This window comes from Micromonospora sp. NPDC005237 (assembly GCF_040607775.1).
GTDB lineage: Bacteria > Actinomycetota > Actinomycetes > Mycobacteriales > Micromonosporaceae > Micromonospora.
Map to the genome: position 1 here is coordinate 256762 of NZ_JBEXHJ010000002.1, position 24391 is coordinate 281152.

General features: G+C 71.1%; 20 protein-coding genes, 1 tRNA gene and 1 riboswitch. Of the genes, 13 read left to right on the plus strand and 8 right to left on the minus strand.

The genetic code is table 11. The annotated features are described in order from the left end of the window. Positions 1–14 precede the first annotated feature (14 nt). The 3 genes from ABZT87_RS06075 to ABZT87_RS06085 form a co-directional block, all read right to left on the minus strand. Complete coding sequence (locus ABZT87_RS06075; protein ID WP_354854937.1) at positions 15–821, minus strand: WecB/TagA/CpsF family glycosyltransferase; 807 nt, start codon at positions 819–821, stop codon at positions 15–17. Further along, the gene (locus tag ABZT87_RS06080; RefSeq protein ID WP_354854938.1) at positions 818–1933 is read right to left on the minus strand and encodes an NAD-dependent epimerase/dehydratase family protein; all 1116 of its coding nucleotides are present in this window, start codon (positions 1931–1933) and stop codon (positions 818–820) included. Before ABZT87_RS06080 ends, ABZT87_RS06075 begins: the two co-directional genes overlap by 4 nt. A gap of 65 nt (positions 1934–1998) precedes the next feature. Then, positions 1999–2084 (minus strand) — tRNA-Leu (locus ABZT87_RS06085). A gap of 207 nt (positions 2085–2291) precedes the next feature. On the opposite strand from ABZT87_RS06085, the gene ABZT87_RS06090 reads away from it, so the two are divergent. From ABZT87_RS06090 to ABZT87_RS06125, 8 genes are all read left to right on the plus strand, one after another. Next, positions 2292–3080 (plus strand): DUF3662 and FHA domain-containing protein, encoded by a 789-nt coding sequence (locus ABZT87_RS06090; protein WP_007454122.1) that lies wholly within the window; start codon positions 2292–2294, stop codon positions 3078–3080. 6 nt (positions 3081–3086) lie between these two features. Beyond that, positions 3087–3572: an FHA domain-containing protein gene (locus tag ABZT87_RS06095; RefSeq protein WP_007454124.1), complete on the plus strand. Its 486-nt coding sequence runs from the start codon at positions 3087–3089 to the stop codon at positions 3570–3572. After that, positions 3569–5035 carry a protein phosphatase 2C domain-containing protein gene (locus ABZT87_RS06100; RefSeq protein WP_355133991.1) on the plus strand — a complete coding sequence of 489 codons (1467 nt, stop codon included), beginning with the start codon at positions 3569–3571 and terminating at the stop codon, positions 5033–5035. Before ABZT87_RS06095 ends, ABZT87_RS06100 begins: the two co-directional genes overlap by 4 nt. A 30-nt stretch (positions 5036–5065) precedes the next feature. After that, a complete protein-coding gene (locus ABZT87_RS06105) occupies positions 5066–6556 on the plus strand; it encodes an FtsW/RodA/SpoVE family cell cycle protein (protein ID WP_355133993.1) in 1491 nt (496 codons plus the stop codon). Beyond that, complete coding sequence (locus tag ABZT87_RS06110) at positions 6553–8058, plus strand: penicillin-binding protein 2 (RefSeq protein ID WP_355133995.1); 1506 nt, start codon at positions 6553–6555, stop codon at positions 8056–8058. The genes ABZT87_RS06105 and ABZT87_RS06110 overlap by 4 nt, the downstream gene beginning before the upstream one ends. Position 8059: 1 nt before the next feature. Beyond that, positions 8060–9475: a protein kinase gene (locus tag ABZT87_RS06115; protein ID WP_354854947.1), complete on the plus strand. Its 1416-nt coding sequence runs from the start codon at positions 8060–8062 to the stop codon at positions 9473–9475. Further along, the gene (pknB, locus tag ABZT87_RS06120) at positions 9472–11295 is read left to right on the plus strand and encodes a Stk1 family PASTA domain-containing Ser/Thr kinase (RefSeq protein ID WP_355133997.1); all 1824 of its coding nucleotides are present in this window, start codon (positions 9472–9474) and stop codon (positions 11293–11295) included. The genes ABZT87_RS06115 and pknB overlap by 4 nt, the downstream gene beginning before the upstream one ends. Positions 11296–11396: 101 nt before the next feature. Next, complete coding sequence (locus tag ABZT87_RS06125; RefSeq protein WP_355133999.1) at positions 11397–12017, plus strand: ElyC/SanA/YdcF family protein; 621 nt, start codon at positions 11397–11399, stop codon at positions 12015–12017. A 15-nt stretch (positions 12018–12032) separates the two neighbouring features. On the opposite strand, the gene ABZT87_RS06130 is transcribed toward ABZT87_RS06125, so the two are convergent. From ABZT87_RS06130 to ABZT87_RS06145, 4 genes are read right to left on the minus strand one after another with little or no spacing between them, the layout of a single operon-like run. Then, positions 12033–12683, minus strand: a complete 651-nt coding sequence (locus ABZT87_RS06130; protein ID WP_355134001.1) for an aminodeoxychorismate/anthranilate synthase component II — start codon at positions 12681–12683, stop codon at positions 12033–12035. A gap of 2 nt (positions 12684–12685) precedes the next feature. Further along, entirely contained in the window at positions 12686–12970 is a 285-nt protein-coding gene (locus ABZT87_RS06135) for a hypothetical protein (RefSeq protein WP_354854954.1), read from the minus strand. Positions 12971–12974: 4 nt separating this feature from the next. Then, the gene (locus ABZT87_RS06140; protein WP_355134003.1) at positions 12975–14543 is read right to left on the minus strand and encodes a class E sortase; all 1569 of its coding nucleotides are present in this window, start codon (positions 14541–14543) and stop codon (positions 12975–12977) included. Further along, on the minus strand, positions 14540–15343 hold the full coding sequence (locus ABZT87_RS06145; RefSeq protein ID WP_354854958.1) for a DUF881 domain-containing protein: 804 nt from the start codon (positions 15341–15343) through the stop codon (positions 14540–14542). Before ABZT87_RS06145 ends, ABZT87_RS06140 begins: the two co-directional genes overlap by 4 nt. A gap of 222 nt (positions 15344–15565) precedes the next feature. Between ABZT87_RS06145 and ABZT87_RS06150 the strand changes: the two genes are divergently transcribed. From ABZT87_RS06150 to ABZT87_RS06170, 5 genes are all read left to right on the plus strand, one after another. Continuing rightward, on the plus strand, positions 15566–15829 hold the full coding sequence (locus ABZT87_RS06150) for a cell division protein CrgA (protein ID WP_007454145.1): 264 nt from the start codon (positions 15566–15568) through the stop codon (positions 15827–15829). A gap of 309 nt (positions 15830–16138) precedes the next feature. Then, a complete protein-coding gene (locus tag ABZT87_RS06155) occupies positions 16139–18337 on the plus strand; it encodes a (Fe-S)-binding protein (RefSeq protein WP_355063266.1) in 2199 nt (732 codons plus the stop codon). Positions 18338–18482: 145 nt separating this feature from the next. Then, a complete protein-coding gene (locus ABZT87_RS06160) occupies positions 18483–19796 on the plus strand; it encodes a hemolysin family protein (RefSeq protein ID WP_355063521.1) in 1314 nt (437 codons plus the stop codon). Next, entirely contained in the window at positions 19789–20790 is a 1002-nt protein-coding gene (locus ABZT87_RS06165) for a hemolysin family protein (RefSeq protein ID WP_354854962.1), read from the plus strand. The genes ABZT87_RS06160 and ABZT87_RS06165 overlap by 8 nt, the downstream gene beginning before the upstream one ends. 167 nt (positions 20791–20957) lie before the next feature. Then, a complete protein-coding gene (locus ABZT87_RS06170) occupies positions 20958–21971 on the plus strand; it encodes an NlpC/P60 family protein (protein ID WP_354854964.1) in 1014 nt (337 codons plus the stop codon). A gap of 62 nt (positions 21972–22033) precedes the next feature. Here the strand turns inward: ABZT87_RS06170 and ABZT87_RS06175 are convergent, their stop codons facing one another. After that, positions 22034–24010: an N-acetylmuramoyl-L-alanine amidase gene (locus ABZT87_RS06175; protein WP_355134004.1), complete on the minus strand. Its 1977-nt coding sequence runs from the start codon at positions 24008–24010 to the stop codon at positions 22034–22036. A gap of 234 nt (positions 24011–24244) precedes the next feature. After that, a riboswitch (cyclic di-AMP (ydaO/yuaA leader) is annotated at positions 24245–24381 on the plus strand. Positions 24382–24391: the final 10 nt, after the last annotated feature.

Here is a 24391-nt window from a genome sequence, read left to right on the forward strand (position 1 = left end):
TACCCGATCGGGGGTCAGACCGCGAAGGTGGCCGGCCGCTCGGTGGCCGGGGCCGGCGGGCGGGCCTTCCACAGACCGGTCTTCTGACCGGCGAGCCGGGTCAGGTAGGCGGGGTTGAGGATCACGTAGCGGCGCCAGAGCCGTTTCGGCTCCAGACCGAGCCGCCAGAACCACTCCAGGCCGGCGCGCTGCATCCACGGCGGGGGCTGGCGCAGCAGCCCGGCGTGGTAGTCGAAGGCCGCGCCGACCGCCATCAGCGGCATGTCGAGCAGCGGGCGCATGGCGTACGTGAAGACCTCCTGGCGCGGGCAGCCGAGCCCGACCAGGACGAGCCGGGCGCCGCTGGACCGGATCCGGTCGGCGATCTCGGCGTCCTCGCCCGGCTGGACCGCGCGGAACTTCGACGGCTCCACACCGGCGATCTTCAGCGCGGGGAACATCCGCTCCAGCGCCGGGATCAGCTTGGCCAACGTCTCCTCGGTCGAGCCGTACAGGTAGACCGGCAGCCCCTCGTCGGCGAAGCGGGAGAGCACGTGCAGGGTCAGCGTCGGCCCGTAGACGCGGTCGGTGAGCCCGGCGTGGTGCAGCAGGTTGAGCGCCCAGCGCACCGGCTGTCCGTCCGGGGTGACCACGTCGAAGGAGTTGAGCCGGGCATTGTGCGCGGGATCCAGCACACCGGTCATCACGCCGTGCACGGCCAACGCGGTAAGCGCGAGTGGCCGCCGCTCGTGCGCCGCGGTCACCACGGCGTCGGTCGCCGTGGCGTAGTCGGTGGCGTCGACGAGGACGCCGAGCACGTTGCGCTTGGTCTTGGCCGTCATGACTGTGGCACCCACTTGTCCACGTTGGCCTCGTAGATCTCCCGCAGGATCATCGGCACGTCGTACGTGATCTTCCACTCCGGGTACTGCTCCTCGAACCGGGCCATGCTGCTCACGTACCACTGGTGGTCGCCGGTGCGGGCCTGCTCGACGTAGTTGATCTGCGCCTCGCGGCCGGTGATCTCCTGGGCGATCGCGAACGCCTCGATGTGCGAGGTGTTCGAGTGCCGGCCGCCGCCGAGGTTGTAGACCTCCGCGGAGCGGGGCGACCGGAAGAACGCCTCGAACGCGGTCAGCACGTCGTGGGAGTGGATCGCGTCGCGGACCATCTTGCCCTTGTAGCCGAACAGGTTGTACGTCCGGCCCTCCATCACGCAGCGCATCAGGTAGGCCAGGAACCCGTGCAGCTCGGCGGCCGAGTGGGCCGGGCCGGTCAGGGTGCCGCCCCGGAAGCAGGCGGTCTTCATGTCGAAGTAGCGGCCGTACTCCTGCACCATCACGTCCGCGGCGACCTTGGAGGCGCCGAAGACCGAGTGCAGTGAGTGGTCGATCGACATCTCCTCGGTGATGCCCTGGTACCAGCGGTGGTCCTCGGGCAGCTCGTACCGGGTCTCCAGCTCGATCAGCGGCAGGCTGTTGGGCCGGTCGCCGTAGACCTTGTTGGTCGAGCAGTGGATGAACGGCGCGTCGATCGCGTGGCGGCGGGTGTTCTCCAGGATGTTGAGCGTGCCGCCGGCGTTCACGTCGAAGTCCGTGTACGGCTCCTTGGCCGCCCAGTCGTGGCTCGGCTGCGCCGCGCTGTGGATCACCACGGCGATGTTCGAGCCGTACTTCTTGAACACCTGCTCCAGACCGTCGCGGTCCCGGATGTCCACCGCGAAGTGGGTGTAGGAGTTACCCAGGTCACGGCCGAGCCGTTCCAGGCTCCACGAGGTGGAGCCGTCCGCACCGAAGAAGTACCGACGCATGTCGTTGTCGATGCCGACGACGTCCAGACCGAGGCCGGCGAAGTGCCGGACCGCCTCGGAGCCGATCAGACCGCCCGACCCGGTCACCAACGCGACACTCACACGCCACTCCTGGTCCATCGGAGGCAGAAACCATCGGAGCATAGCGTGACGCCCGGCACGCCCCGATATGACGGAAGGGCCCCGCATTCCGCGGAGCCCTCGTCTTGTGGTGGGGATGGGGGGAGTTGAACCCCCACGCCCTTTCGGGCACACGGACCTGAACCGTGCGCGTCTGCCATTCCGCCACATCCCCGTGGCACGACCCGAGACACTGTAGCCGCCCCGGACCCGCTGTCTCCAACAGGCCCCGGGAATACTACGCTGTCCCAGACGCTCGCCACGAGCGGTTACCGTTCGTGGCGGACGAAAGATTAGCACGGCAGTCCCGGTCCTTCCGAACGGGCCGGGAGCAGCCGGCCGAGCGGCGTGTGAGCTGCGCGCGCGCCGGCCGGATACCATCATGTCCTCGGGACCCGAGGAGGAGCCGGTGAGCGTGCTGCAACGCTTCGAGAAGCGTCTGGAAGGCCTGGTCGAGGGGGCCTTCGCCAAGGTCTTCAAAGGGGTGGTCCACCCCGTGGAGATCCTCAACGCCATGCAGCGGGAGGCCGAGGCGCACAAGGCGATCCTGGCCGGTGGGCGCACGTTGGTGCCCAACCGCTACGTGATCGATCTCTCGCCGTTCGACCACAGTCGTCTGGCGCCGTACGCCGCCGCGCTGGCCCAGGAGCTGGCCCAGTCGCAGGCGGAGTTCATCGGCGAGCAGGCCTGGACGGTCTACGGCGACGTGATCGTCGAGATCGAGCGGGGCGAGGGCCTGGACACAGGAATGTTCCGGGTCACCGCCGAGGTCTACACCGGCGGCGAGGTCGCCCCCGTGTCGGCACCCGGCTACGACGCCGGCCCGCCCGCCTACCCCGCGTACGACCAGGGTGGCGGCTACGGCCCGCCGCCCGGGCACGGTGGCGGCCGCAACGTGCGGCTGGTCTCCGGTGACGGACGCACCTACCCGCTCCAGATGGGGTCGACGGTGATCGGTCGCGGCGACCAGGCGAACCTGCGCCTGCCCGACGTCGGCATCTCCCGGCGACACGCCCGGCTGGATTTCGATGGCGGCCAGGTTGTGCTGACCGATCTGGGCTCCACCAACGGCACCATGGTCAACGGGCAGCGGGTCTCCGCCGTCGCCCTCAACCCGGGTGACATGGTCCAGCTCGGCACCACGACGCTGACCTTCCGCGTGGACGGCTGAGCCGCCTTGCCGGCACTGGTCATCACCGTTGCCCGGTTCGGGTTCCTGATCCTGCTGTGGATCTTCGTGTTCACGGTGGTCGGCGTGATCCGTCGGGATCTCTTCGCGGGGGCACGGTCCGGTCGCCTGGTGGCGGCACCACGCGCGGTTGGCGCCTCGACGGGGCAGGCGGCCAAACCGGCGAAGGTGAAGCGGGGCAGGGCGGCCCACCAGTTGGTGGTCACCGCAGGTCAGCTGGCCGGCACCCGCATCACCCTCGGTGAAGCGCAGATCACCATCGGTCGGGCCGAGGACTCCACCCTGGTCATCACCGACGACTACGCCTCCGCGCGGCACGCGAGACTCGTGCCGCGCGAGGGCCAGTGGTTCGTCGAGGACCTCGGCTCGACTAACGGCACGTACCTAGATCGCGCTAAGGTCACCGGACCAACCCCCGTACCCCTCGGCGTGCCGATCCGGATCGGCCGCACTTCCCTCGAATTACGGCCATGACTCTGACCCTGCGCTATGCGGCCCACAGCGACCGCGGTCTGATCCGTGACGGCAATCAAGACTCCGTCTACGCCGGGCCGCGGCTACTCGCCGTTGCCGACGGCATGGGCGGCATGGCCGCCGGTGACGTCGCCAGCAACATCGTCATCGGTGCCATGGCGCCGCTCGACGAGGACGTCCCAGGGGACGCTCTCGTCGACGCGTTGCGTTCGGCCGTGGGCACCGCCAACCAACAGCTCCGCGACACGGTGGACGCCAACCCGCAGTTGGAGGGGATGGGCACCACGCTGACGGCGACCCTCTTCTCCGGCAGCAAGCTGGGGATGGTCCACATCGGCGACTCGCGGGCCTATCTGCTGCGCAATGGTGAGTTCTCGCAGATCACCAAGGACGACACGTACGTCCAGATGCTCGTCGACGAGGGCCGGATCAGCGCCGAGGAGGCGAGCAGTCACCCGCAGCGGTCACTGCTGACCCGAGCTCTCGACGGCCGGGACATCGACCCGGAGTACTCGGTGCGCCAGGTGCTGCCCGGCGACCGGTACCTCATCTGCAGCGACGGCCTCTCCGGCGTGGTGAGCGCCGAGACCATCGGCGAGACCCTGCGGGAGTACACCGACCCGCAGCAGTGCGTCGAGCGGCTGGTGCAGCTCGCGCTGCGCGGCGGCGGTCCGGACAACATCACGGTGATCATCGCCGACGCCACCGACCACGACATCGTCGAGGCCACCCCGATCGTCGGCGGCGCCGCCGCCCGGGACCGGGGCATGGCCACCTCCGCCGACGACTCGACCCCGGCCGCCCGGGCCTCGGCGCTCTCCGCGCCGCGCCCCGCGGCGCCCGAGGAGCCCAACGCGTCGGACGACGAGCCGGAGCGGCCGAAGCGCCGGCCGGTACGGACCGCCGCGATGGCGCTGGCCCTGCTGGTGATCGTCGGTGGTGCGGCCTTCGCCGGCTGGACGTACACCCAGCGGCAGTACTACGTGGGCGCCACCGAGGAGGGGCAGGTCGCCGTCTTCCGTGGCATCCAGGGGCAGATCGCCGGGATGGACCTGTCCACCGTGCACCGCACCAGCGGTACCCGGTTGGACGACCTCACGGTCGCCGCTCAGGACACGGTCAAGGTGGGCATCCGGGCCAAGAACGAGCCGGATGCCGAGCGCCAGCTCGCCGAGCTGACCAGCGACACCCCGACCAACCCCAACCTGAAGCCGATCTGCCCGCCCGACCCGGGCGCGGCGACCGGCACCCCGACGCCCACCCCGTCCCCGACCCCGCCCGCGACGTCCCCGACGCCGAACACCAGCCCAAGCCCCGGCGCGGCGGTGAACGGGGTCGTCAGCGCGAGCCCGACCAGCGCGGCCACCGCCGCCGGGACCGATCCGACCACCACACCCGACGCCACGCCCTCCGACTCGGCCACGCCGGCGCTCGACCCGGCCGGCTGCCGGTCTCCCGAGTGAGCGTCGGCTGAGATCCCAAGGACTCCACCCGTGACCGTAGCGGCCACACCGGCACCCTCGCCCGCCACCACGGGCGGGGGGTCCGGCGTACGCCTGGCCCGGTCCCGACGCAACGCCGAGCTGTCCCTGCTGCTGCTGGCGATGGTGCTGGTGGCCGCGTACATGGCGACCGTCGAGGCGAACCTTCTGGACACGGTCACCCCGGACTTCTGGATGCCCGCCGCCGCCCTCGGCGCGGTCTTCCTCGGCCTGCACCTGGTCATCCGGTTCCTCGCCCCGTTCGCCGACCCGGCCCTGCTGCCGGCGGTGGCCCTGCTCAACGGCCTCGGGGTGGGCTTCCTGCGCCGGATCGACCTGGGCGAGGCCGCCCCGGTCGACCGGGAGGATCTGGCCACCTTCGCCGGCATCGGCGGCCGGCAGCTCGCGTGGACGCTCGCCTCGGTGATCCTCGCCGCGGGCCTGCTCGCCATCATGCGCGACCACCGTTCGGTCTCCCGGTACGCGTACACCCTGGGGCTTGCCGGCATCGTGCTGGTGATGCTTCCGGCGGTGCTGCCGCGCAGCATCTCCGAGATCAACGGCGCCAAGCTGTGGATCCGGGTCGGCGGCTTCTCGCTTCAGCCGGGTGAGTTCGCCAAGCTGGCGCTGCTGGTCTTCTTCGCCTACTACCTGGTACGCAAGCGTGAGGTGCTGTCGCTGGCCAGCCGGCGGTTCCTCGGCATCGACTTCCCGCGTGGTCGGGACCTCGGCCCGGTGGTCGTGGTCTGGCTGATCAGCCTCCTGGTGTTGGTCTTCGAGAAGGACCTGGGCACCTCGCTGCTCTACTTCGGCATGTTCGTGGTGACGCTCTACATCGCCACCGAACGGGTCAGTTGGTTGCTGATCGGTCTGCTCCTCTTCTTCGGCGGCGCCTACCTCGCGTACGTCCTCGGGTCGACTGTCGGCGGGCCGTTCGCCAACTTCTACCTGCGGGCCGAGATCTGGCTGGATCCGTTCGCCGACCCGACCAACAAGGGCTACCAGCTCGTCCAGGGTCTGCTGGCCCTCGGTACGGGCGGGCTCTTCGGCGCCGGGCCGGGCGGCGGCCAGCCGGACATCCTGCCCGAGGTGCAGAACGACTTCATCTTCGCCGGCATCGGTGAGGAGATCGGCCTGTTCGGCCTCTCCGCGCTGCTCGTGGTCTACCTGCTGATCGTGGAGCGGGGCCTGCGCGCCGCGCTCGCGGTGCGCGACTCGTTCGGCAAGCTGCTCGCGGGCGGTCTCGCCTTCACCCTGGGCCTGCAGGTCTTCGTGATCGTCGGCGGCATCAGCAAGCTCATTCCGCTGACCGGCCAGACCACCCCGTTCCTGTCCGCCGGTGGTTCGTCGCTGATGGCGAACTGGCTGCTCATCGCGGTCCTGTTGCGGGTCTCCGATGGGGCCCGGCGACCGGTGACCGGCGGTGCCGGCAAGGCGGCCCGGCCCTCGGGCGGCCCGCCCGAGCAGTTGCATGGTGCTCCCACGGAGGTGATCAAGCCGTGAACGCACCCCTGCGCCGTGTCGGCATCGTCGTCATGGTCCTGTTCGGTCTGCTCTTCGCGAACCTCAACTGGATCCAGGCGTACAAGGCCGACGAGTACCGCACCAGTGACTACAACGGCCGGGTCCAGGTCGCGGACTACAAGCGCAAGCGCGGCAACATCGAGGCTGGCGGCACGGCGGTGGCCACCAGCAAGGAGACCACCGGCAAGCTGAAGTTCCAGCGCACCTACCCGGGTGGGGCCAAGTACGCGCACGTGCTCGGCTACAAGCCGGTCAACCTGGCCGACACCGGCATCGAGCAGGTGGAGAACGACTTCCTGGCCGGCACCAGCGACCAGTTGATCGGCGACCGGTTCAAGGACATGTTCACCGGCGACGAGACCGGTGGCGGCAACGTGCTCCTCACGCTCTCGAAGCGGGCGCAGGACGTGGCGTACGACCAGATGCGCAACAACCAGGTGGATGCGAAGCGCGGCGCGGCGATCGCCATCGACCCGCGGACCGGTGCGGTGCAGGCCCTGGTGTCCATGCCCAGCTTCGACCCGAACCCGCTGGTCAGCCACAACACGACCGAGGCCGCGGCGGAGATCAACAAGCTGGAGCAGAACCCGGACGGCCCGCTCAAGAACCGGGCCCTCTCCGAGACGCTGCCCCCGGGCTCCGCCTTCAAGATCGTGGTCGCCGCGGCGGCGCTGGAGAACGGCGTCACCAAGACGACCCCGATCCCGGCCGGCTCCAGCTACACCCCACCCACCTCGGGCAGCCCGATCCGCAACGCCGCCCCGTCGATCTGCCCCGAGCCGCAGGTCACCCTGCTGGAGGCGGTCACCGAGTCGTGCAACACCGGCTTCGCGCAGCTCGGCGTACGGCTCGGCGCCGACAAGGTCAAGGAGAAGGCCCGGCAGTTCGGCTTCGAGCAGGAGGACCTCACGGTCGGGCAGCTCGGCGAGGGCGGTCTGCGGACGGCGGCCAGCCGGACCGGCGACATGCTGAACCCGGACGGCAGCACCGACCCGGCCGCGTTGGCCCAGTCCTCGATCGGTCAGAACAACGTCCGGATGACGCCGCTGCAGGGCGCGATGATCGCCGGTTCGGTCGCCAACGGTGGCAGCCAGATGCGGCCGTACCTGGTCCGGCAACTCCTCGCCCCGGACCGGACCACCAGCTACTACACCGCGAAGCCGCGGGAGCTGCGTCAGCCGGTCAGCGGTCAGGTCGCCAGCGACCTGCGCGACATGATGGTCAGCGTGGTCCAGAAGGGCACCGGCCAGAAGGCGGCGATCAGCGGCTACACGGTCGGCGGCAAGACCGGCACCGCGCAGTCCGCCCCGGACCGGCCCGACCACGGCTGGTTCATCGGCTTCGCCCTGGACAAGAACGGCAACCCGGTCTCCGCGGTGTGTGTCGTGCTGGAGCAGGCCGGCAGCGGCGGCAGCGCCGAAGCGGCCCGGATCGGCGGCCAGATCATGCGGGCCGCCATCGCCGACCCCGGGGGCCGCTGACATGCTCAGCCCCGGCGTCCAGCTCGGCAACCGCTACCGCCTCGACGAGCGGATCGCCAGCGGCGGCATGGGTGACGTCTGGCGCGGCACCGACCAGGTGCTCGGCCGGACGGTCGCGGTCAAGAGCCTGCTCCCCGCGCTGCTCGACGACCCCGACTTCGCCGAGCGGTTCCGGGGCGAGGCGCGGACCATGGCGACCATCAACCATCCCGGCGTGGTGGACGTCTACGACTTCGGCAACGACCAGCAGATCGCCTTCCTGGTCATGGAGTACGTCGAGGGCGACGCCCTGTCGTCCACGCTGAGCCGGGTCGGTCGGCTCACCCCGGCCCGGACGATGGCACTCGTCGCGCAGGCCGCCGACGCGCTGCACGCCGCCCACGAAAAGGGCATCGTGCACCGCGACGTGAAGCCGGGCAACCTGCTGGTCCGTCCGAACGGCACGCTGGTGCTCACCGACTTCGGCATCGCTCGCTCCGACATCGTCGGCCAGCTCACCGCCGCCGGCTCGGTGCTCGGCACCGCCTCGTACATCTCCCCGGAGCAGGCCACCGGTCAGGTCGCCACCCCGGCGTCCGACGTGTACGCGCTCGGCGTGGTCGCCTACCAGTGCCTCGCCGGGCGGCGACCGTTCGAGGGCGACAACCCGCTCGACATCGCCATGCGGCACGTCCGGGAAACGCCCCGGCCGCTGCCGTCCGACATCCCGCCGCAGGTCCGGGCGGTGGTGGAACGGGCGCTGGCCAAGGATCCGGCCGCCCGCTGGCCGAGCGCCGCCGCGCTCGCCGGAGTCGCCCGCCAGCTCAAGGCCGCGCTGTCCCAGCAGGCCCGGGCCGGCGGTCACACCGGCCCGGTCTCCGGTGCGCCGTCCTCACCCGCCGCGCCCGGCCGGGCCCAGGTGCCGCAGTCGCAGCAGCTCCGCCCGCCGAACGCCCCGCACCGGCAGCCTCCCGTCGGGCAGCGCCCGACGACTGTCGCGCCGGCCCAGCAGCCCCGCCCCACAGCTGTCGCACCGGCCGTACCGCACGCGCGCCCGCCGGTCGCCCCGGCCGGCTACCCGCGCGGCGCCGCGGCGGTGCCGCCGGCACAGACCCGGCAGGAACAGCCACCGGCGTACGCCCGGCAGGCCGTCCCGGGGCTGCCGGCGCCCGAGCCGCGTCGGTCCCGGCCCGGGATGGTGCTCCTCGCCATCCTGCTGGCCTTACTGGTCCTGCTCTGCTCCGGCGTGATTTCCTACAACCTGCGGAAGCAGTCGCAGACCGGTGCGTCCGGGGCGTCGGCTTCACAGACCGTGACGTCCGGCGCGCTGCGGCTCGACGGACGCGACGATGCGACCCGGACGTCGTACCGTCGTGAGGTACGACTCCGGCCGGGTGACGGCGGGACGACGACGAGCGAAGGACGACAGACGCGATGACAGCGCAGGCCCGCCTGCTCGGTGGCAGGTACCAGGTCGGCGAGCTGCTCGGCTACGGCGGCATGGCCGAGGTGCACCGCGGTCGCGACCTCCGGCTCGGTCGGGACGTCGCGATCAAGATGCTCCGCACCGACCTCGCCCGGGACGCGACGTTCCAGATGCGGTTCCGCCGGGAGGCGCAGAACGCCGCATCGCTCAACCACCCGGCGATCGTGGCGGTCTACGACACCGGCGAGGAGACCGCGCCGACCGGCGAGACGCTGCCCTTCATCGTCATGGAGTTCGTCAACGGGCGGACGTTGAAGGAGGTCCTCGGGGCCGAGGGCCGGTTGCAGCCCCGCCGTGCGCTGGAGATCTGCGCCGACATGTGCGCGGCGCTGGAGTTCAGCCACCGGCACGGCATCATCCACCGGGACATCAAGCCGGGCAACGTCATGCTCACCCAGACCGGCCAGGTCAAGGTGATGGACTTCGGCATCGCCCGGGCGCTGGCCAGCGGCGCGACCACCATGACGCAGACCAGCGCGGTGATCGGCACGGCCCAGTACCTGTCGCCCGAGCAGGCGCGCGGTGAGGCCGTGGACGCCCGCTCCGACGTGTACGCGGCCGGCTGCGTCCTCTTCGAGCTGGTCTGTGGGCACCCGCCGTTCGTCGGGGACAGCCCGGTAAGCGTCGCGTACCAGCACGTGCGGGAGACTCCGCCGACCCCGAGCGACATCAACCCGGACGTCACCCCTGCGGTCGACGCGATCGTGCTCAAGGCCCTGTCGAAGAACCCGCTCAACCGCTACCAGAGCGCCGGCGAGATGCGGGCCGACCTGCTGCGCGCCGCCGCCGGCCGGCCGGTGCTGGCGACTCCGGTGCTGCGCGAGGCCGAGACGGTGGCGATGGCCCCGGCCGGTGGCGGTGGCGGCTACCCGCCCGCCGCCAGCGGCCCGCAGACCCGGCAGATCCCGGCCCGGGTCGGCGATCCGCGCCAGCGCAAGGCGTCCTCCTGGCTGATCGCCCTGTTCAGCGCGGTCGGCGTGCTGGCGGTGATCGCCCTGGTCGCCGCCCTGCTGTGGAATCAGCAGCAGGACAAGGACCTGAAGTCGGTGCCCACCCTCGCCGGCAAGGCCCAGGCTGCGGCGTTCACCGAGATCCAGAATTCGGGCTTCCTGCCGGTGGCGGGCGATCCGATCCTGGCCAACGACTGCACGAAGGGCACCGTCGCCAAGCAGGATCCCGCACCGGGTGTCCGGCTAAAGGAAAACAGCCGGGTGACCGTCCAGATCTGCGACGGCAAACCGGATGTCAAGATCCCCAGCGGGCTGGTCAACTCGCAGTTCGAGAACGTCAAGGACCAGCTCGAAGCTCAAGGGTTGGTGGTCGACGAGAAGCAGGTCGACAACCCGGCCCAGAAGGGCATCGTCGTCAAGGTCACCCCTCCGTCGGGGACCACTGTCGCCCAGGACAGCAAGGTCACCGTCGAGGTCTCCCGGGGCAACGTCGACAAGGTCCCCAACGTCGTCAACTCCACCAAGGACGATGCCGCCCAGGAGCTTCGCGCGGCGGGTTACGTCGTCAAGTTCCGCGACGGCGATGAGGTTGCGGCCGATCAGGCCGGACGCGTCCAGTCGCAGAGCCCGAAGGGCGGCACCGAGCTGGCCCAGGGCAGGACGGTGACCCTGGAGATCAGCATCCCGGAGAAGGTCGAGGAGACGCCCAGCCCGCCGGTGACGCCGACGCCGACGCCGAGCGGCACGCCGACCACGCCGGGCATCGGTGGTGGCTCCGGCCAGCCCATCTTCCCGCCGCCGGTCCGACTTCCCGAGGAGTAGCCGTCCGCGCCTGGGTGCGGAGCCTCCGGCCGGGCTCCGTCGTTGATCGTCCGAGGACGGGCCGGTGGCGTCGGCATCTGCTGCGCGGGGTTGCCCTGGGCGTGGTCGTGCTTGTCCTGAGCAGCGTCCCGTGGCTGTGGACGACGTTCGGAGCGCGCGGGCACACCTACGGCGAAGCGGACGCTCCCGCCGCCGACGTCGTGATCGTCCTGGGTACGGCGGTGACGGCTGACGGGCGGCAGCCGGGCGAACGGCTCGTCGGCCGCCTGGAGACCGCCGCCGAGCTGGTGCGTACCGGGCGGGCCCGGGTCGTGCTGGTCTCCGGTGACGGGGGTGGCACGTCCGGCGACGAGCCGACGGTGATGACCGCATATCTGACCGAGAAGCTCGGCGTGGATCCCCGGCGGGTGGTGGCGGACCCGTTCGGCCTGGACACGTACGACAGCTGCGCCCGCGCGAGAGACGTGTACGGCGTCCAGCGGGCTCTGGTCGTGACGCAGTCCTATCACCTGTCCCGGGCGGTCACGCTCTGTCGGCACCTCGGGCTCGATGTCGACGGGGTCACCGCTCGATGCGGTGGTTGCGGACCCGGCCTGCTCGTCCGCAAGGCCGTTCGCGACTACTTCGCCAGCGGCAAGGCGGCCTGGGACGCGTTCCGGGGCCGGCCGCCCGCGGTCCGGTCGTCGGTGAGCCCCGCCGTGCGGGACGCCCTGAGAAGCTGACCGGCCGGTGCCGGTCTACGCGGTGGCGAAGGCGGCGAGTCGCCGGGCGTCGACCTCGGCGGCCAGCGCGGGGGCGCGCTCCAGCGCCTCCGGGTGACCGCAACCGGCCAGCCAGTTGGCGAGCATCAGGTGACCGCCCTCGGTGAGCACCGACTCCGGGTGGAACTGCACGCCCTCGATGGGCAGCGTCCGGTGCCGCATCGCCATCACCACACCGGAGCCGGTCCAGCCGGTGACCTCCAGCTCGTCGGGCAGCGTCTCGGGGAGCACGGCGAGCGAGTGGTAGCGGGTGGCGGTGAAGGGGTCGGGTAGGCCGGCGAGCACGCCGACCGAGTGGTGCCGCACCTCGGAGGTCTTGCCGTGCAGCAACTCGGGGGCCCGGGTCACGGTCGCCCCGAACGCCTCGCCGATGGCCTGATGGCCGAGGCAGACGCCGAAGATCGGCAGCTCGCCCGCGTACTCCCGGATGACGTCCAGGCAGATGCCGGCCCGGTCGGGGCTGCCCGGTCCGGGTGAGAGCAGGATGCCGGCCGCGCCCACCCGGCCGACCTCGGCGACGTCGATCTCGTCGTTGCGGCGGACGTCGCAGTCCACGCCGAGCTGGCCCAGGTACTGCACCAGGTTGAAGACGAACGAGTCGTAGTTGTCGATCACCAGGACGCGCATGGTCACCTGCTCGGAGTGGACGGCGCGGGATTGTTCTGGTCGGTGTCGTACGGCAGCTCGTGCTCGTCACCGGCCGGAGTCTCCCCGGTCACCGCGTCTCCGCCGCCCGGCTCCCCCGGAACGCCGGAGTCCTGGGTGACCTGCACGTCGTCGAAGGGCAGCAGCGGCTCGGCCCACGGGAAGGCCACGTACCAGAGCAGGGCCACCGTGGCGGCCGCGAGCAGCACCGAACCGACCAGCTTGCCGGCCAGGCCGAACGGGAGCTTACGCCAGATGAAGGCGTACATCGGGTCAGCCTCCCAGCTCCGTCGGGCGGCCCGCCGACTTGGGCTGTGTCCGGTCCAGCTCGGCGTGGATGATCAGGCGCTGGTAGTTGTCGAACTTCGGATTGCAGGTGGTCAGCGTGAGCATCCGCTTGGTCGGCTTCTTGTTCGGTTCGCCGGGCACCGGGGCCACCACCTCGACCTGCGTGGGCTTCACGATGCGGGTCCGCGCCACCCGGTAGATGTACCAGTCGGTCTTGCCCTCGACCACGATCGCGTCGCCCTCGTCCAGCTCGTCCAACCGCCAGAAGGTGGCCCGGTTGCGGTGACCCGCCACGGAGAAGTTGCCGACCTGACCAGGCAGTGCGCTGGTCGGGTAGTGACCCGGGGCGTATCGGATGTCGGCCTGGGTGACCCCCTCGACCACCACCCAGTTCTTGTCGAGCTTGGGGATGTAGAGGCCCGCGATCGGCTTGCCGTGCACGGGTGGAGACGGCTTGACGCTCGGGGTGGCCGACGGGGCGACCGTGGGGTCGTCGTCGGGACCCCACGCCTGGGCGAGCTCGTTACTGAGGTCGTTCTGGTGGGCGTCGACGATGGCCGACTTGCCCCACACCTCGTAGCCGGCGAAGAGCAGCACGACCAGGCCGAAGGTGATCAGCACCTCGCCGGTGACCCGGATGCCGGTGCGTAGCCGGGAGCCGAACGACGGGCGGGTGAGCTCCGAGTAGACGCTCTTGTAACCCTCGCCGGTCTGGTGCGGCCGGAGTTGGACCACCTGCTCGCCCCGACGGGGTCGGGGAGGCTCGCCGGCGCTGTCGTCCGCGCCGGCCGGCTCATCCGGCGTCGACGTACGGGGGACGGCGCCCATCAGCGCCGTGGCGTCCATGGCCGGAGGCCGGGTTGCCGGACCGGACGGTACGGCGGGGATGAGGGCTGTGGCGTTCGGGTCGGCGGGGCGGCCCGGCCCGGCTGGAGAGACCGGGGCACCCGCCGCGCTGGTCGGGCGTGCGGGACCCGCGCCAACCTTCGGGATGAACGCGGTCGGCGCATCGCCGCCGGACTGGGTCGCGCCGCTCGGAGGAGTCGAGGCGCCGGACGGGCCGCCGGCGGTCGCCGGGCGGGTCGGCGCGGTGCCGGGGGCTGGGCCGCGCGCGTGGTCGTTGCCCGGGGCGGCCGGCCGGACCGGCCCCTGCGCGGGGGACGCGGTCGGTCGGCCGGGAGCGGCGGCGGGGGGCTGGCCGGACCCGCCGCGTGGAGACGAGCCGGGCGCTGCGGCACCCGGCCAGGGCGGCGGTGCCGCCGGGCTCGGGTGGTGTGGAGCGCGCTGCGGGTCCGGTCGGCCGGCGCTGGGCGGGGCAGGGTGCTCGGCGCGCGGGCCGGCGGCGCTCGGCGGCTCGGGAGCTTCCGCCGGACGCGGTGCCCGTGGCCGGCCGGGTAGCACGGGCTCGGGCCAGTTGCCGGTCCGAGCCCGGCCCGGCGTCGGCTCGGGCCGCTCCGGAGTCGGCTCGGGTCGGTCGACCTTGGGCAGGAAGGCGGTCGGGTCGTCGGCCTGGTCCCGGTGTCGCCCGTCGCGGCGTTCGTCCGGGCTGCTCACCTGGGCACCGTCGCCGAGCGCAGCGCGGTCGAGTCCTCGAAGGCCTTGATGGTCACCGTGGAGACGGACTCCTTGTAGCCGAGTTGATAGTCGTCGACTGCGTCCTTGAACAACCGGACTCCCTCAGAGCTGGCGAGGGCCTGCTGGAGGGCAGCGGGATCGCCGATTGCTACGATCTTGAACGGTGGGGAGTACACCCGCCCATGGAGCAGCAGGGTGTTACCGACGCAGCGTACCGCGCTGGTTGCGAGCACGCGGACGTTCATGATTGACATGGCCTCCGCTCCACCCGCCCAGAGTGCGTTGACCACGGCCTGTACGTCGCCCTGGTGCACGACCAGGTCGTCGTTGGTGGCGTCGGTGTGGGCCTCGTCGTCGTGTTGGGGCGCGTCGTTCAGCTCGACAGTCACGGCCGTGCCGGTGACGGCGGTGAACCCGGCCGCCTTGAGGCTGCCCTGGGCCCGGGCCTGCTGGGCCTTGATTGGGGCGTCCGAGCCGGCAAGTGTGTCGGTGCGTTGCTGGACCTCGTCGCGCAGGGTGGCAGCGCGGCGTTCGCTCGCCTCGACCTGCTGCTCGCGCTCCTCGATGAGCTGGTTGAGCTGGGGCCGCCGGTCCTCGCGTAGAGCGGTGCCGCCCGCCGTGGTCGCGGTGGTGGTGAAGAGCAGCCCCGCTGCGGCGGCGATCAGGGGCACCCCGATCGACCAGCCTGGTCGCCGTTGGCGTGGCCGCCGGGGCAGCAGCCCGGCGACGGCCCGTCGGAGGGCCTTTTGCCAGGAGGCGGCGCCGGATGTGTACTCCACCGAGCGTTCCTTCCGCGTGTCGGGGACCGGTTCGTGCCGGCCGGGCCGGTGATGCGAACAGTCCCGCCCTTTTCGGTCACTCCATGTACCTGCCTGACCCCATTCGTGGTCCAGGCGGCCGTTCGGGACTACGCTAGCTGTCGAACATTATTGGCCATGAACCGTCGCCTCCGCGTCCGGTTGTCAGGCCGGACGAGGTCGTCACCCCCTCTGGAGAGCGCCGTGCCCAAGTCTCAGGTCCGCAAGAAGAAGGTGTACACCCCGCCGACGGACGTCCGTCCGACGACGACGGCGGCGTCGCGCAAGCCTAGCCCGGTGTGGCTGCCGATCACCGCGGTCGCCCTGATCGTCGCGGGCATCGGCTGGCTGGTCGTCTACTACCTCTCCGAGCAGGAGTACCCGGTCGCCTCGTGGCAGTACTGGAACCTCGCGGTCGGCTTCGGCGCGATGGTCGCGTCGCTGGTGCTGCTCTCGCGCTGGCGCTGAGCCTCTCCCGCTGACGCTGGGCCTGGCCTGGGCGCCGCCGCGCCGAAGGATCCAGGTCACCCGCCACGCCCCTGCCCGGCGGGACCGGGCGGGGCACCCTATGGTGTCCGCAGGCAGCGTGGCCTACTGCGAGATGACTCACGTTACTGCTGGGTAACCTTGCGCGTAGGCTGCACTGCATGACCGAGCGGAGCGAGGTCATCGACCGGTCCGGTCGCAGGTGTGGCAGCGGCGCGACGCTGGCTTCGTCCTGCCCCGGTCCCGGTTGCTGAACCGCTCGACAGGCAGCAGACCGGGGAGGCCAACTCGATGGGCAGCGTCCAGATCGTCACCACGATCCTCGCGGCCGGCATCACCGCCGTGGCGGTGTGGCTGGCGGTGCGCGCGGTCATGAAGATGACGGCCGTCATCCGGCTGGGGCAACCCGCTCCGGAGCGGTTCACCGACAAGGGCGCCCGCACGAAGAAGATGCTGGTGGAGACCGCCGGCCACACCCGCATGCTCAAGTGGGGCGTGGTGGGTGCCGCGCACTGGTTCGTGATGGTCGGCTTCGTCGTGCTGTCACTGCTCGTGCTCGAGGCGTACTTCGAGGTGGTCACCCCGACCGGCGGGCTGCCGATCATCGGGCACTGGACGATCTTCGGCCTGGCCACCGAGGTCATCGGCGTGCTGGGCCTGGTCGGCATCCTGGTGCTGATGGCGATCCGGCTGCGCAACCGGCCCACCCGGCCGGGCGGTCGCTCCCGGTTCACCGGCTCGACCATGTGGCAGGGCTACTTCGTCGAGTGGATCGTGCTGCTGGTCCTGATCTTCGGGTTCGTGATCCGGGGCTTCAAGGTCGCCACCGACCACTTCGAGTACCCGGTCTGGGCCACCCCGGTCAGCCACGCCGTCGGCGCGGTGCTGCCCGACTGGCAGGACGGCGCCAGCGTCGCCGCGCTCATCAAGATCATTATCTCGATGACCTGGCTGATCGTCATCTCGCTGAACGTCACCATGGGCGTCGCCTGGCACCGGTTCCTGGCGTTCCCCAACATCTTCTTCAAGCGTGAGCCGGCCAAGCCGGCCGGCTCCGGCCTCGGCGCGCTGCGCCCGATGACGAGCCAGGGCAAGCCGCTCGACTTCGAGGAGGCCGACCCGGAGAAGGACCAGTTCGGCGTCGCCCAGGTCGAGCAGTTCACCTGGAAGGGCCTGCTGGACTTCAGCACCTGCACCGAGTGCGGCCGCTGCCAGTCGCAGTGCCCGGCCTGGAACACCGGCAAGCCGCTGTCGCCCAAGCTGCTCGTGCTGAGCCTGCGCGACCACGCGTACGCCAAGGCGCCCTACCTGCTGGCCGGTGGCGGCAAGGACCTGACCGGCGAGGAGAAGGCCACCCAGGCGCAGCTCGCGCACCTGGACGTGCTGGCCCTGGCCGAGGCCGACAAGCCGTTGATCGGCACCGCCGAGGAGGGCGGGGTCATCGATCCGGACGTGCTCTGGTCCTGCACCACCTGCGGCGCCTGCGTCGAGCAGTGCCCGGTGGACATCGAGCACGTCGACCACATCGTCGACATGCGCCGTTACCAGGTGCTGATCGAGTCGAGCTTCCCCTCCGAGGCCGGCGTGATGCTGCGCAACCTGGAGAACAAGGGCAACCCGTGGGGCGCCCCGCAGAACACCCGCGAAGACTGGACCAAGGGCCTGGACTTCGAGGTGCCCCGGGTCGGCGAGGTGGACGACTTCGAGTACCTGTTCTGGGTCGGCTGCGCCGGCGCGTTCGAGGACCGGGCCAAGAAGACCACCCGCGCCGTGGCCACCCTGCTCAACGAGGCAGGCGTGAAGTTCGCGATCCTCGGCGAGGGCGAGACCTGCTCCGGCGACCCGGCGCGACGGATCGGCAACGAGTTCGTCTTCCAGATGCTCGCCCAGCAGAACGTGGAGACGCTGAACGAGGCGTTCGAGGGCCGGGAGAAGGCCAAGCGCAAGATCGTGGCGACCTGCCCGCACTGCTTCAACACCCTGGGCAACGAGTACGGCCAGCTCGGCGGCGAGTTCGAGGTGGTCCACCACACCCAGCTGCTGGCCCACCTGGTGTCCACCGGCAAGCTGACGCCGGTGCAGCCCGTCGACGGCGGCGTGACCTACCACGACCCCTGCTACCTGGGTCGGCACAACCGGATCTTCGCGGCCCCTCGCGAGGTGCTCGGGGACGCCATCGAGGGCGAGATCACCGAGATGCCGCGCAACAGCGAGCGCTCCTTCTGCTGCGGCGCCGGCGGCGCCCGGATGTGGATGGAGGAGAAGATCGGCAAGCGGATCAACGTGGACCGGGTCGAGGAGGCCATGGCCACCGGGGCGAAGACCGTCGCCGTCGGCTGCCCGTTCTGCTCGACGATGCTCAACGACGGGGTCAACGGCAAGGGTGCCGGCGAACAGGTCGAGGTGATCGACGTGGCGAGCGTCCTGCTGCGCTCGGTGAAGCCGGAGCAGCCGCGGGGCGACAAGGAGTCCGCGCCGGTCGCCGGCTGAGGCGTACCGCGAAAATCATCGGACGGCGGCGGCGCCCACGGGGTGCCGCCGCCGCGCCCGACCGGGGCCCGGCCGTCGCGCACCCGGCGTGGCACAATCGCGGCCGAGGTGAGGCGACATCGACGGCCTGCTCTGGACCACGCTGCTGCCACTGGTCGGCTTCGTTGCGCTGACCGCCGGCAACGCGTTCTTCGTCGCGGCCGAATTCGCCCTGGTCACGGTGGACCGGGCGGAGATCGACCGCCGGGCCGCGGCCGGCGATCAGGCCGCGCTGAAGGTCCGCACCGCGCTGCGTGAGCTGTCCTTCCAGCTCTCCGGAGCGCAGCTCGGCATCACCATCACCGCGCTGCTCACCGGCTACCTGGCCGAGCCTGCCCTGGCCCGGATCTTCACCCCGCTGCTGCGCCCGGTGGCCGGGGAGAGCACCGAGCGTTTCACCCCGTTCCTGGCGCTGGCCCTGGCCACGCTCATCTCCATGCTCTTCGGCGAGCTGGTGCCCAAGAACGCCGCGCTGGCCCAACCGATGCCCGCCGCGCTGGCCACCGCCGGGCCGATGCACACCTTCTCCCGGACGTTCGGCTGGGTGATCCGGGGCCTGAACGGCTCGGCGAACCGGCTGGTCCGGGCGCTCGGCGTGGAGCCGCAGGAGGAGCTGGCCAGCGCCCGCTCACCGGAAGAGCTGGGCCTGCTGGCCGCCATCTCGGCCCGCGCGGGCGCGCTGCCCACGGACACGGCGATGCTGCTGCGCCGCACCATCCGGTTCGGCGACAAACGGGCGGCCGAGGCGATGACCCCGCGGGTCGACGTGGTCGCGCTGCGCGCCACCGCCACCGTGGCCGAGCTGCTCGAAGAGTCGCGGCGGACCGGACGGACCCGCTTCCCGGTGTACGAGGAGACCCTGGACCTGGTCACCGGTGTGGCCGGCGTGCCGGACGCGCTGGGCGTGCCGCTGGCCGCGCGGGCGTCGACCATGGTCGGGTCGGTGGCCCGGGAGCCGGTGTACGTGCCGGAGAGCCTGGACCTGGACGGCGTGCTGGCGGCGTTGAAGGCGGCCGGGGCTGACCTGGCCATCGTGGTCGACGAGTACGGCGGCACGGACGGCGTGGTGACGATCGAGGACCTGGTCGAGGAGCTGGTCGGGGAGATTGCCGACGAGTTCGACCCGGCCAGTGTGGACGACACCGGGCCGGTCGAGCTGACCGTGCCGGGCGGGGAGCGCACGGTGCTGGTCGACGGGGTGCTGCGCTCCGACGAGCTGGCCGAGCAGACGGGCTTCCGGCTGCCCGAGGGGCCGTACGAGACGCTGGCCGGCTTCCTGATGGCGCGACTGGGGCACATCCCGCTGGCCGGCGAGACCGTCGACGCGGACGGCTGGGAGTTCACCGTGGTGGAGGTAGAGCGGCACCGGATCGAGCAGGTCCGGGTGCTGCGCCCGGCGGAGCCGGACACCGATGACTGAGCTGCTGGTGACCGTGCTGCTGCTGCTCGGCAACGGGTTCTTCGTGGGCAGCGAGTTCGCGCTGATCGCGTCCCGGCGGACGGTGATCGAACCGTTGGCGGCCGGCTCGAAGCGGGCCCGCTGGGCGTTGTCGGCGATGAACCAGATCCCGCTGATGATCGCCGGCGCGCAGCTCGGCATCACGGTCTGCTCGCTGGGCCTCGGCGCGATCGCCGAGCCGGCGCTGGCTCATCTGCTGGAGTCGCCGTTCCACGCGGCCGGCCTGCCCGAGCGCGCGGTGCACCCGGTGGCGTTCGTGCTCGCGCTCGGCGTCGTCGTCTTCCTGCACACGGTGGTCGGCGAGATGGTGCCGAAGAACATCACGCTGGCCGGTCCGGAGGTCTCCGCCCTCTGGCTGGGCCCGGCCATGCTGGCCTTCTGCGTGGCCACCAAGCCGTTGCTGCTGGCGATGAAGTGGGCGGCCCGCCGGGTGCTGGCGTTCTGGCGGATCGAGGCGACCGAGGCCGTGAAGACGGTGTTCACCGCCGAGGAGTTGGCCGGGCTGGTGTCGCAGGCGCGTACGGAGGGGCTGCTCGACGCCGAGGAGCACGCCCGCATCACCGGGGCCCTGGCCCTGCACACCCGGACGGCGGCGGACGCGTTGCAGCCGTGGTCGACGGTGGTCACGGTGGCCGAGGACGTCTCCCCGGCGTCGCTGGAGGTGCTGGCGACCCGGACCGGCCGGTCCCGGTTCCCGGTGGTGCAGCGGTCCACCCGGCGCGTACTGGGCTTCGTGCACGTCAAGGACGTGCTCGGGTACGCCGGGCAGGGTCGTCGGGCGCCGGTGCCGGCGGAGGTCTACCGGCCGCTGGCGGTGGTGCCGCCGGAACGCACGCTGGCCGATCTGCTGCTGGCCATGCGCCGCGAACGGCGGCACATGGTGCTGGTCAGCGACGGTCGGCGTCCGCTCGGGGTGGTCACGCTCGACGATGTATTGACCGCAATCGTTGGTTAATTGACCAACACCCTTGGTGTGCAAGCGGTTGCGTGACAGTGATGGTGACTCGGCTCGCCTTGATTCCGGTCCAACGCTTCCCTAATGTGGGGCACCGACCGCTGTGGGTCGTCTGCCTCGGCCCTTCCCTCACGCGAGGCGCCCGGCGGTCGGTTGCAAAGGAGTCGGTGCCGGTGGCAACCATGCCCCCTCATCGTCACGCCCCGGGACTGTCCGCTCGGCCGGGCGGTCTACGCCGGGTCGCCCATCGTCTGCTTGTGCTGGTCGCCGCCGCTGCGGTCGGTGCCGGAATGCTCGCCGTGCCGGCGCAGGCCGAGCCCACGGTCGACGAGATCGAGGCGCAGATCGACAAGAAGTGGGAGCAGTTGGAGCCCACGATCGAGCAGTACAACAAGGTACGGGCGCAGCTCAAGGTCAACCGGAAGAAGTCGACCGACCTGCAGAAGAAGATCGAGCCGCTGGCCCTGCAGAGCGAGTTGGCGCTCAACCGGGTCGGTGACCTCGCGTCCCGCTACTACATGTCGGGCCCGTCGCAGGAGATCGGCGCGCTGCTGATCAGCGCCAAGCCGGACACCCTCACCGAGCAGCTCACCCTCCTCGACCGGCTGGCCGCGCAGGAGCGCAAGCAGGTCGAGGGCGTGCTGGCCGTGCGGGCCAAGTACGACAGCGAGAAGCAGAAGCTCGACGCGCTGATCGCCACCCAGACCAAGCAGCAGAACGAGCTGGCGGCCAAGAAGAAGCAGATCGACGCCGAGATCAAGAAGCTTGAGGCGTCGATGCCCAAGACCACGGTCAAGACCGTCGGCTGCCCGACCATCAACGGTGTGCTCGCCGTGGCCGCCCAGAAGGCGATCAAGACCGCCTGCCAGCAGGTCGGCGACCCGTACGTCTGGGGCGCCACCGGCCCGAACTCGTTCGACTGCTCGGGCCTGACCCAGTACGCGTACAAGTCGGCCGGGATCTCCCTCACCCACCACACGGGTGACCAGTGGAACGAGGGCAAGGCCGTGTCGCGTGCCGACGCCCGTCCCGGTGACCTGGTCTTCTTCTTCTCCGGCCTGAGCCATGTCGGGCTCTATCTGGGTAACAACCAGATGGTGCACGCGCCTCGTGCAGGCAAACCGGTGCAGGTGTCCAGCATCACCACCATGCCGATCGCCGGGTTCCGCCGACCCGGCTGATCCAGCGGACGCCACGAGGGCCCTCGGTCGGATGACCGGGGGCCCTCGTCGTATGTCGTTCGTCAGCGGGGAGCGCCCACCGGGGACGGCAGGAGCTGCACGTCGGCGAGGTCGACGTACATGATGCGGTGGCCGAACTGGATCTGCGCATACCGGTTCTTGCCCCGGATCACCGTCCAGTCGCCGGGCGAGGAGCCGTCGAACGTGCTGGCCCGGTAGTACTCGCCGGCCAGCACCGCGCCGACGGCGTAGCGCTGACCGGCGGCCAGCGTGTACTGCAGCGGTGAGATCGCCTGGTAGGGCACGCCGGCCGGGTAGGCCGCCTGCTCCGGGTAGGCCCGCCCGTACACGGGGATGGTGGCCCGGCCCGGCTTCGGAACGGCCACCACGCCGACGGTCCAGGTGGCGGTCGGCGCGGACGCCGGGTTGTGGAACCAGGCCCGTTGCCCGAGGTACCAGATGGCCGTCCAGTCGCCCTGCCGGCCGGCCAGCGCGTACGTCTGACCGGCGGAGGCCCGCGCCCCGTGGTCCGACACGTCCATCGTGTTCGGGGTGCCGTCCGGGCGGAGCGCGATGTCGTTGACCAGCGGCGCGTCCGCGGACGGCGCGGTGTGCAGCACCACCGACGAGGAGCCGCGCGGCGCGCAGGGTGTTCCAGGGGTGACGCACCCGGTGAACGCCGGTTGGTTGGTCGCGTAGTCGGGGTCGATCCGGACCAGCCCGGTGGCCGGGGTGCCGGTGTCCAGTCGCGGTGCGTGCAGCAGGTCGAAGTAGTGCGTCCAGTCCCAGTAGGGCCCCGGGTCCCAGTGCATCCCGCGCACGGTCGACGCGACGGTGCCGGGCACGTTGTCGTGGCCGATGATGTGCTGGCGGTCCAGCGGGATGCCGTACCGCAGCGCGAGGTGCCGGACGAGCTTCGCCGAGGTCCGGTACATCGCCTCGGTGTACCAGGTGCCCTGCGCGGCGAAGCCCTCGTGTTCCAGCCCGATCGACTTCGCGTTGACGTACCAGTTGCCGGCGTGCCAGGCGACGTCCTTGGTCTTGACGTGCTGGGCGATGTGCCCGTCCACCGAGCGCAGCGAGTAGTGCCAGCTCACGTAGGTCGGGTCCTGGACGAGTTTCAGGGTGGTCGCCCAACTCGCCTCGGTGTCGTGGATGACGATGTACTCGATCTTCTGCCGGGCGGGCCGGTCGGAGAGATCGTGGTTGCCGTAGTCGCCGTCGCCGAACGCCTCGTAGGGTGCCGGAATCCACTCACAGGAGACCGTACGCGGGCACTCCAGCCCGTCCGGGCGGGCGAGTCGTCGTAGGCCCAGCCGGTCCAGCCAGGAACGCTGGGGTTGGACCGCGCGGGCCGGCAACGTGACCCACTGGCCGTCGTCGGTCACGCGGGTCTCGCCGTCGCCGATGGTGGTGTAGACCTCGTCGGCGAAGGCCGCCGCGGCGTCGGCGCTGTCCGCGCCGGCGTAGCGGGCCACCGCGCCGTACCAGGTGGCGGGGTCGGTGCCGGCGCCGACCGGAGCGCCCACCTCCCGTTGGTACGCGGCCAGCAGCGCCGCCCCGCCCCGGATGTTGGTCGTCGCGTCGCTGCGCAGCGCCTCGGGGGCGGCGCCGGTCAGCGCGGCGGCGGCGTCGACGGTCTGCATCGCGGCGGTGGGCGGCGCGGGATCCGTGGCCGGCGCGGGTGCCAGGACGGCACGGGAGTCGTCGCCGCGCGGATCCTCGGTGCCGGCGTCGTGGTGGCCGCGCGCGGGTAGGGCGGCCACGTGGCGGGCATCGGTCAGGTGCATCGGTCCGTAGCCGCCGCTGGTGCTCGGGGTGCCGGCGTTGCTGTCCCAGCGGGACTCCAGGTAGGAGACGCCGAGCAGCACGGCGGTCGGCACGCCGTACTCGGTCGACGCGGCGGCGTACTGCTGCTGACGGTCGGCGGCCGGTGCGGCGGAGGCGGGGCCGGCGCTCAGCGGTACGGCGGCCGTGGCGATGACCACGGCGACCGCGAGCGATGCGCGCCGGCCGGCGGACAGGGTTGGACGTTCCATCGAACCCCCTAGATTTGACTGGTAACGGTGTGGTCACCTTCGCGCCGGTCGGGAGTCCGCGTCAATACCTTTCCATATATCAAACTGCATCGAAAGAAAGCTTCACGCACGCTCGGTGACCTCCTCCAATCGGTACGGAGTGTCACGGCCGCACGGGTTGCGGATCGGTAACGGCCGTCTCTACTCTGGTCATTTGTCGGCCCGGTAGCAGGTCTGCCCATCCCGGGCGGTAACGGACCGACACCGCCGAGTCGCTTGCGAGCGAGCCGGGGACCCAGGTTCCCCCGGGGTGAATCCGCAGCCAATGCGGTAGGGCGCCAACTTCCCGCCCGAACCCGTCAGCTAACCCGGTAGGCGGTCAGGAAGAAGGAGTACGGAACC

Bases quoted from the DNA above. Each gene is read 5' to 3' on its own strand.
- ABZT87_RS06075 (WP_354854937.1), bottom strand. From the start codon at position 821: ATGACGGCCAAGACCAAGCGCAACGTGCTCGGCGTCCTCGTCGACGCC.
- ABZT87_RS06080 (WP_354854938.1), bottom strand. From the start codon at position 1,933: ATGCTCCGATGGTTTCTGCCTCCGATGGACCAGGAGTGGCGTGTGAGT.
- ABZT87_RS06090 (WP_007454122.1), top strand. From the start codon at position 2,292: ATGTCCTCGGGACCCGAGGAGGAGCCGGTGAGCGTGCTGCAACGCTTC.
- ABZT87_RS06100 (WP_355133991.1), top strand. From the start codon at position 3,569: ATGACTCTGACCCTGCGCTATGCGGCCCACAGCGACCGCGGTCTGATC.
- ABZT87_RS06115 (WP_354854947.1), top strand. From the start codon at position 8,060: ATGCTCAGCCCCGGCGTCCAGCTCGGCAACCGCTACCGCCTCGACGAG.
- pknB (WP_355133997.1), top strand. From the start codon at position 9,472: ATGACAGCGCAGGCCCGCCTGCTCGGTGGCAGGTACCAGGTCGGCGAG.
- ABZT87_RS06130 (WP_355134001.1), bottom strand. From the start codon at position 12,683: ATGCGCGTCCTGGTGATCGACAACTACGACTCGTTCGTCTTCAACCTG.
- ABZT87_RS06135 (WP_354854954.1), bottom strand. From the start codon at position 12,970: ATGTACGCCTTCATCTGGCGTAAGCTCCCGTTCGGCCTGGCCGGCAAG.
- ABZT87_RS06155 (WP_355063266.1), top strand. From the start codon at position 16,139: ATGGGCAGCGTCCAGATCGTCACCACGATCCTCGCGGCCGGCATCACC.
- ABZT87_RS06165 (WP_354854962.1), top strand. From the start codon at position 19,789: ATGACTGAGCTGCTGGTGACCGTGCTGCTGCTGCTCGGCAACGGGTTC.
- ABZT87_RS06175 (WP_355134004.1), bottom strand. From the start codon at position 24,010: ATGGAACGTCCAACCCTGTCCGCCGGCCGGCGCGCATCGCTCGCGGTC.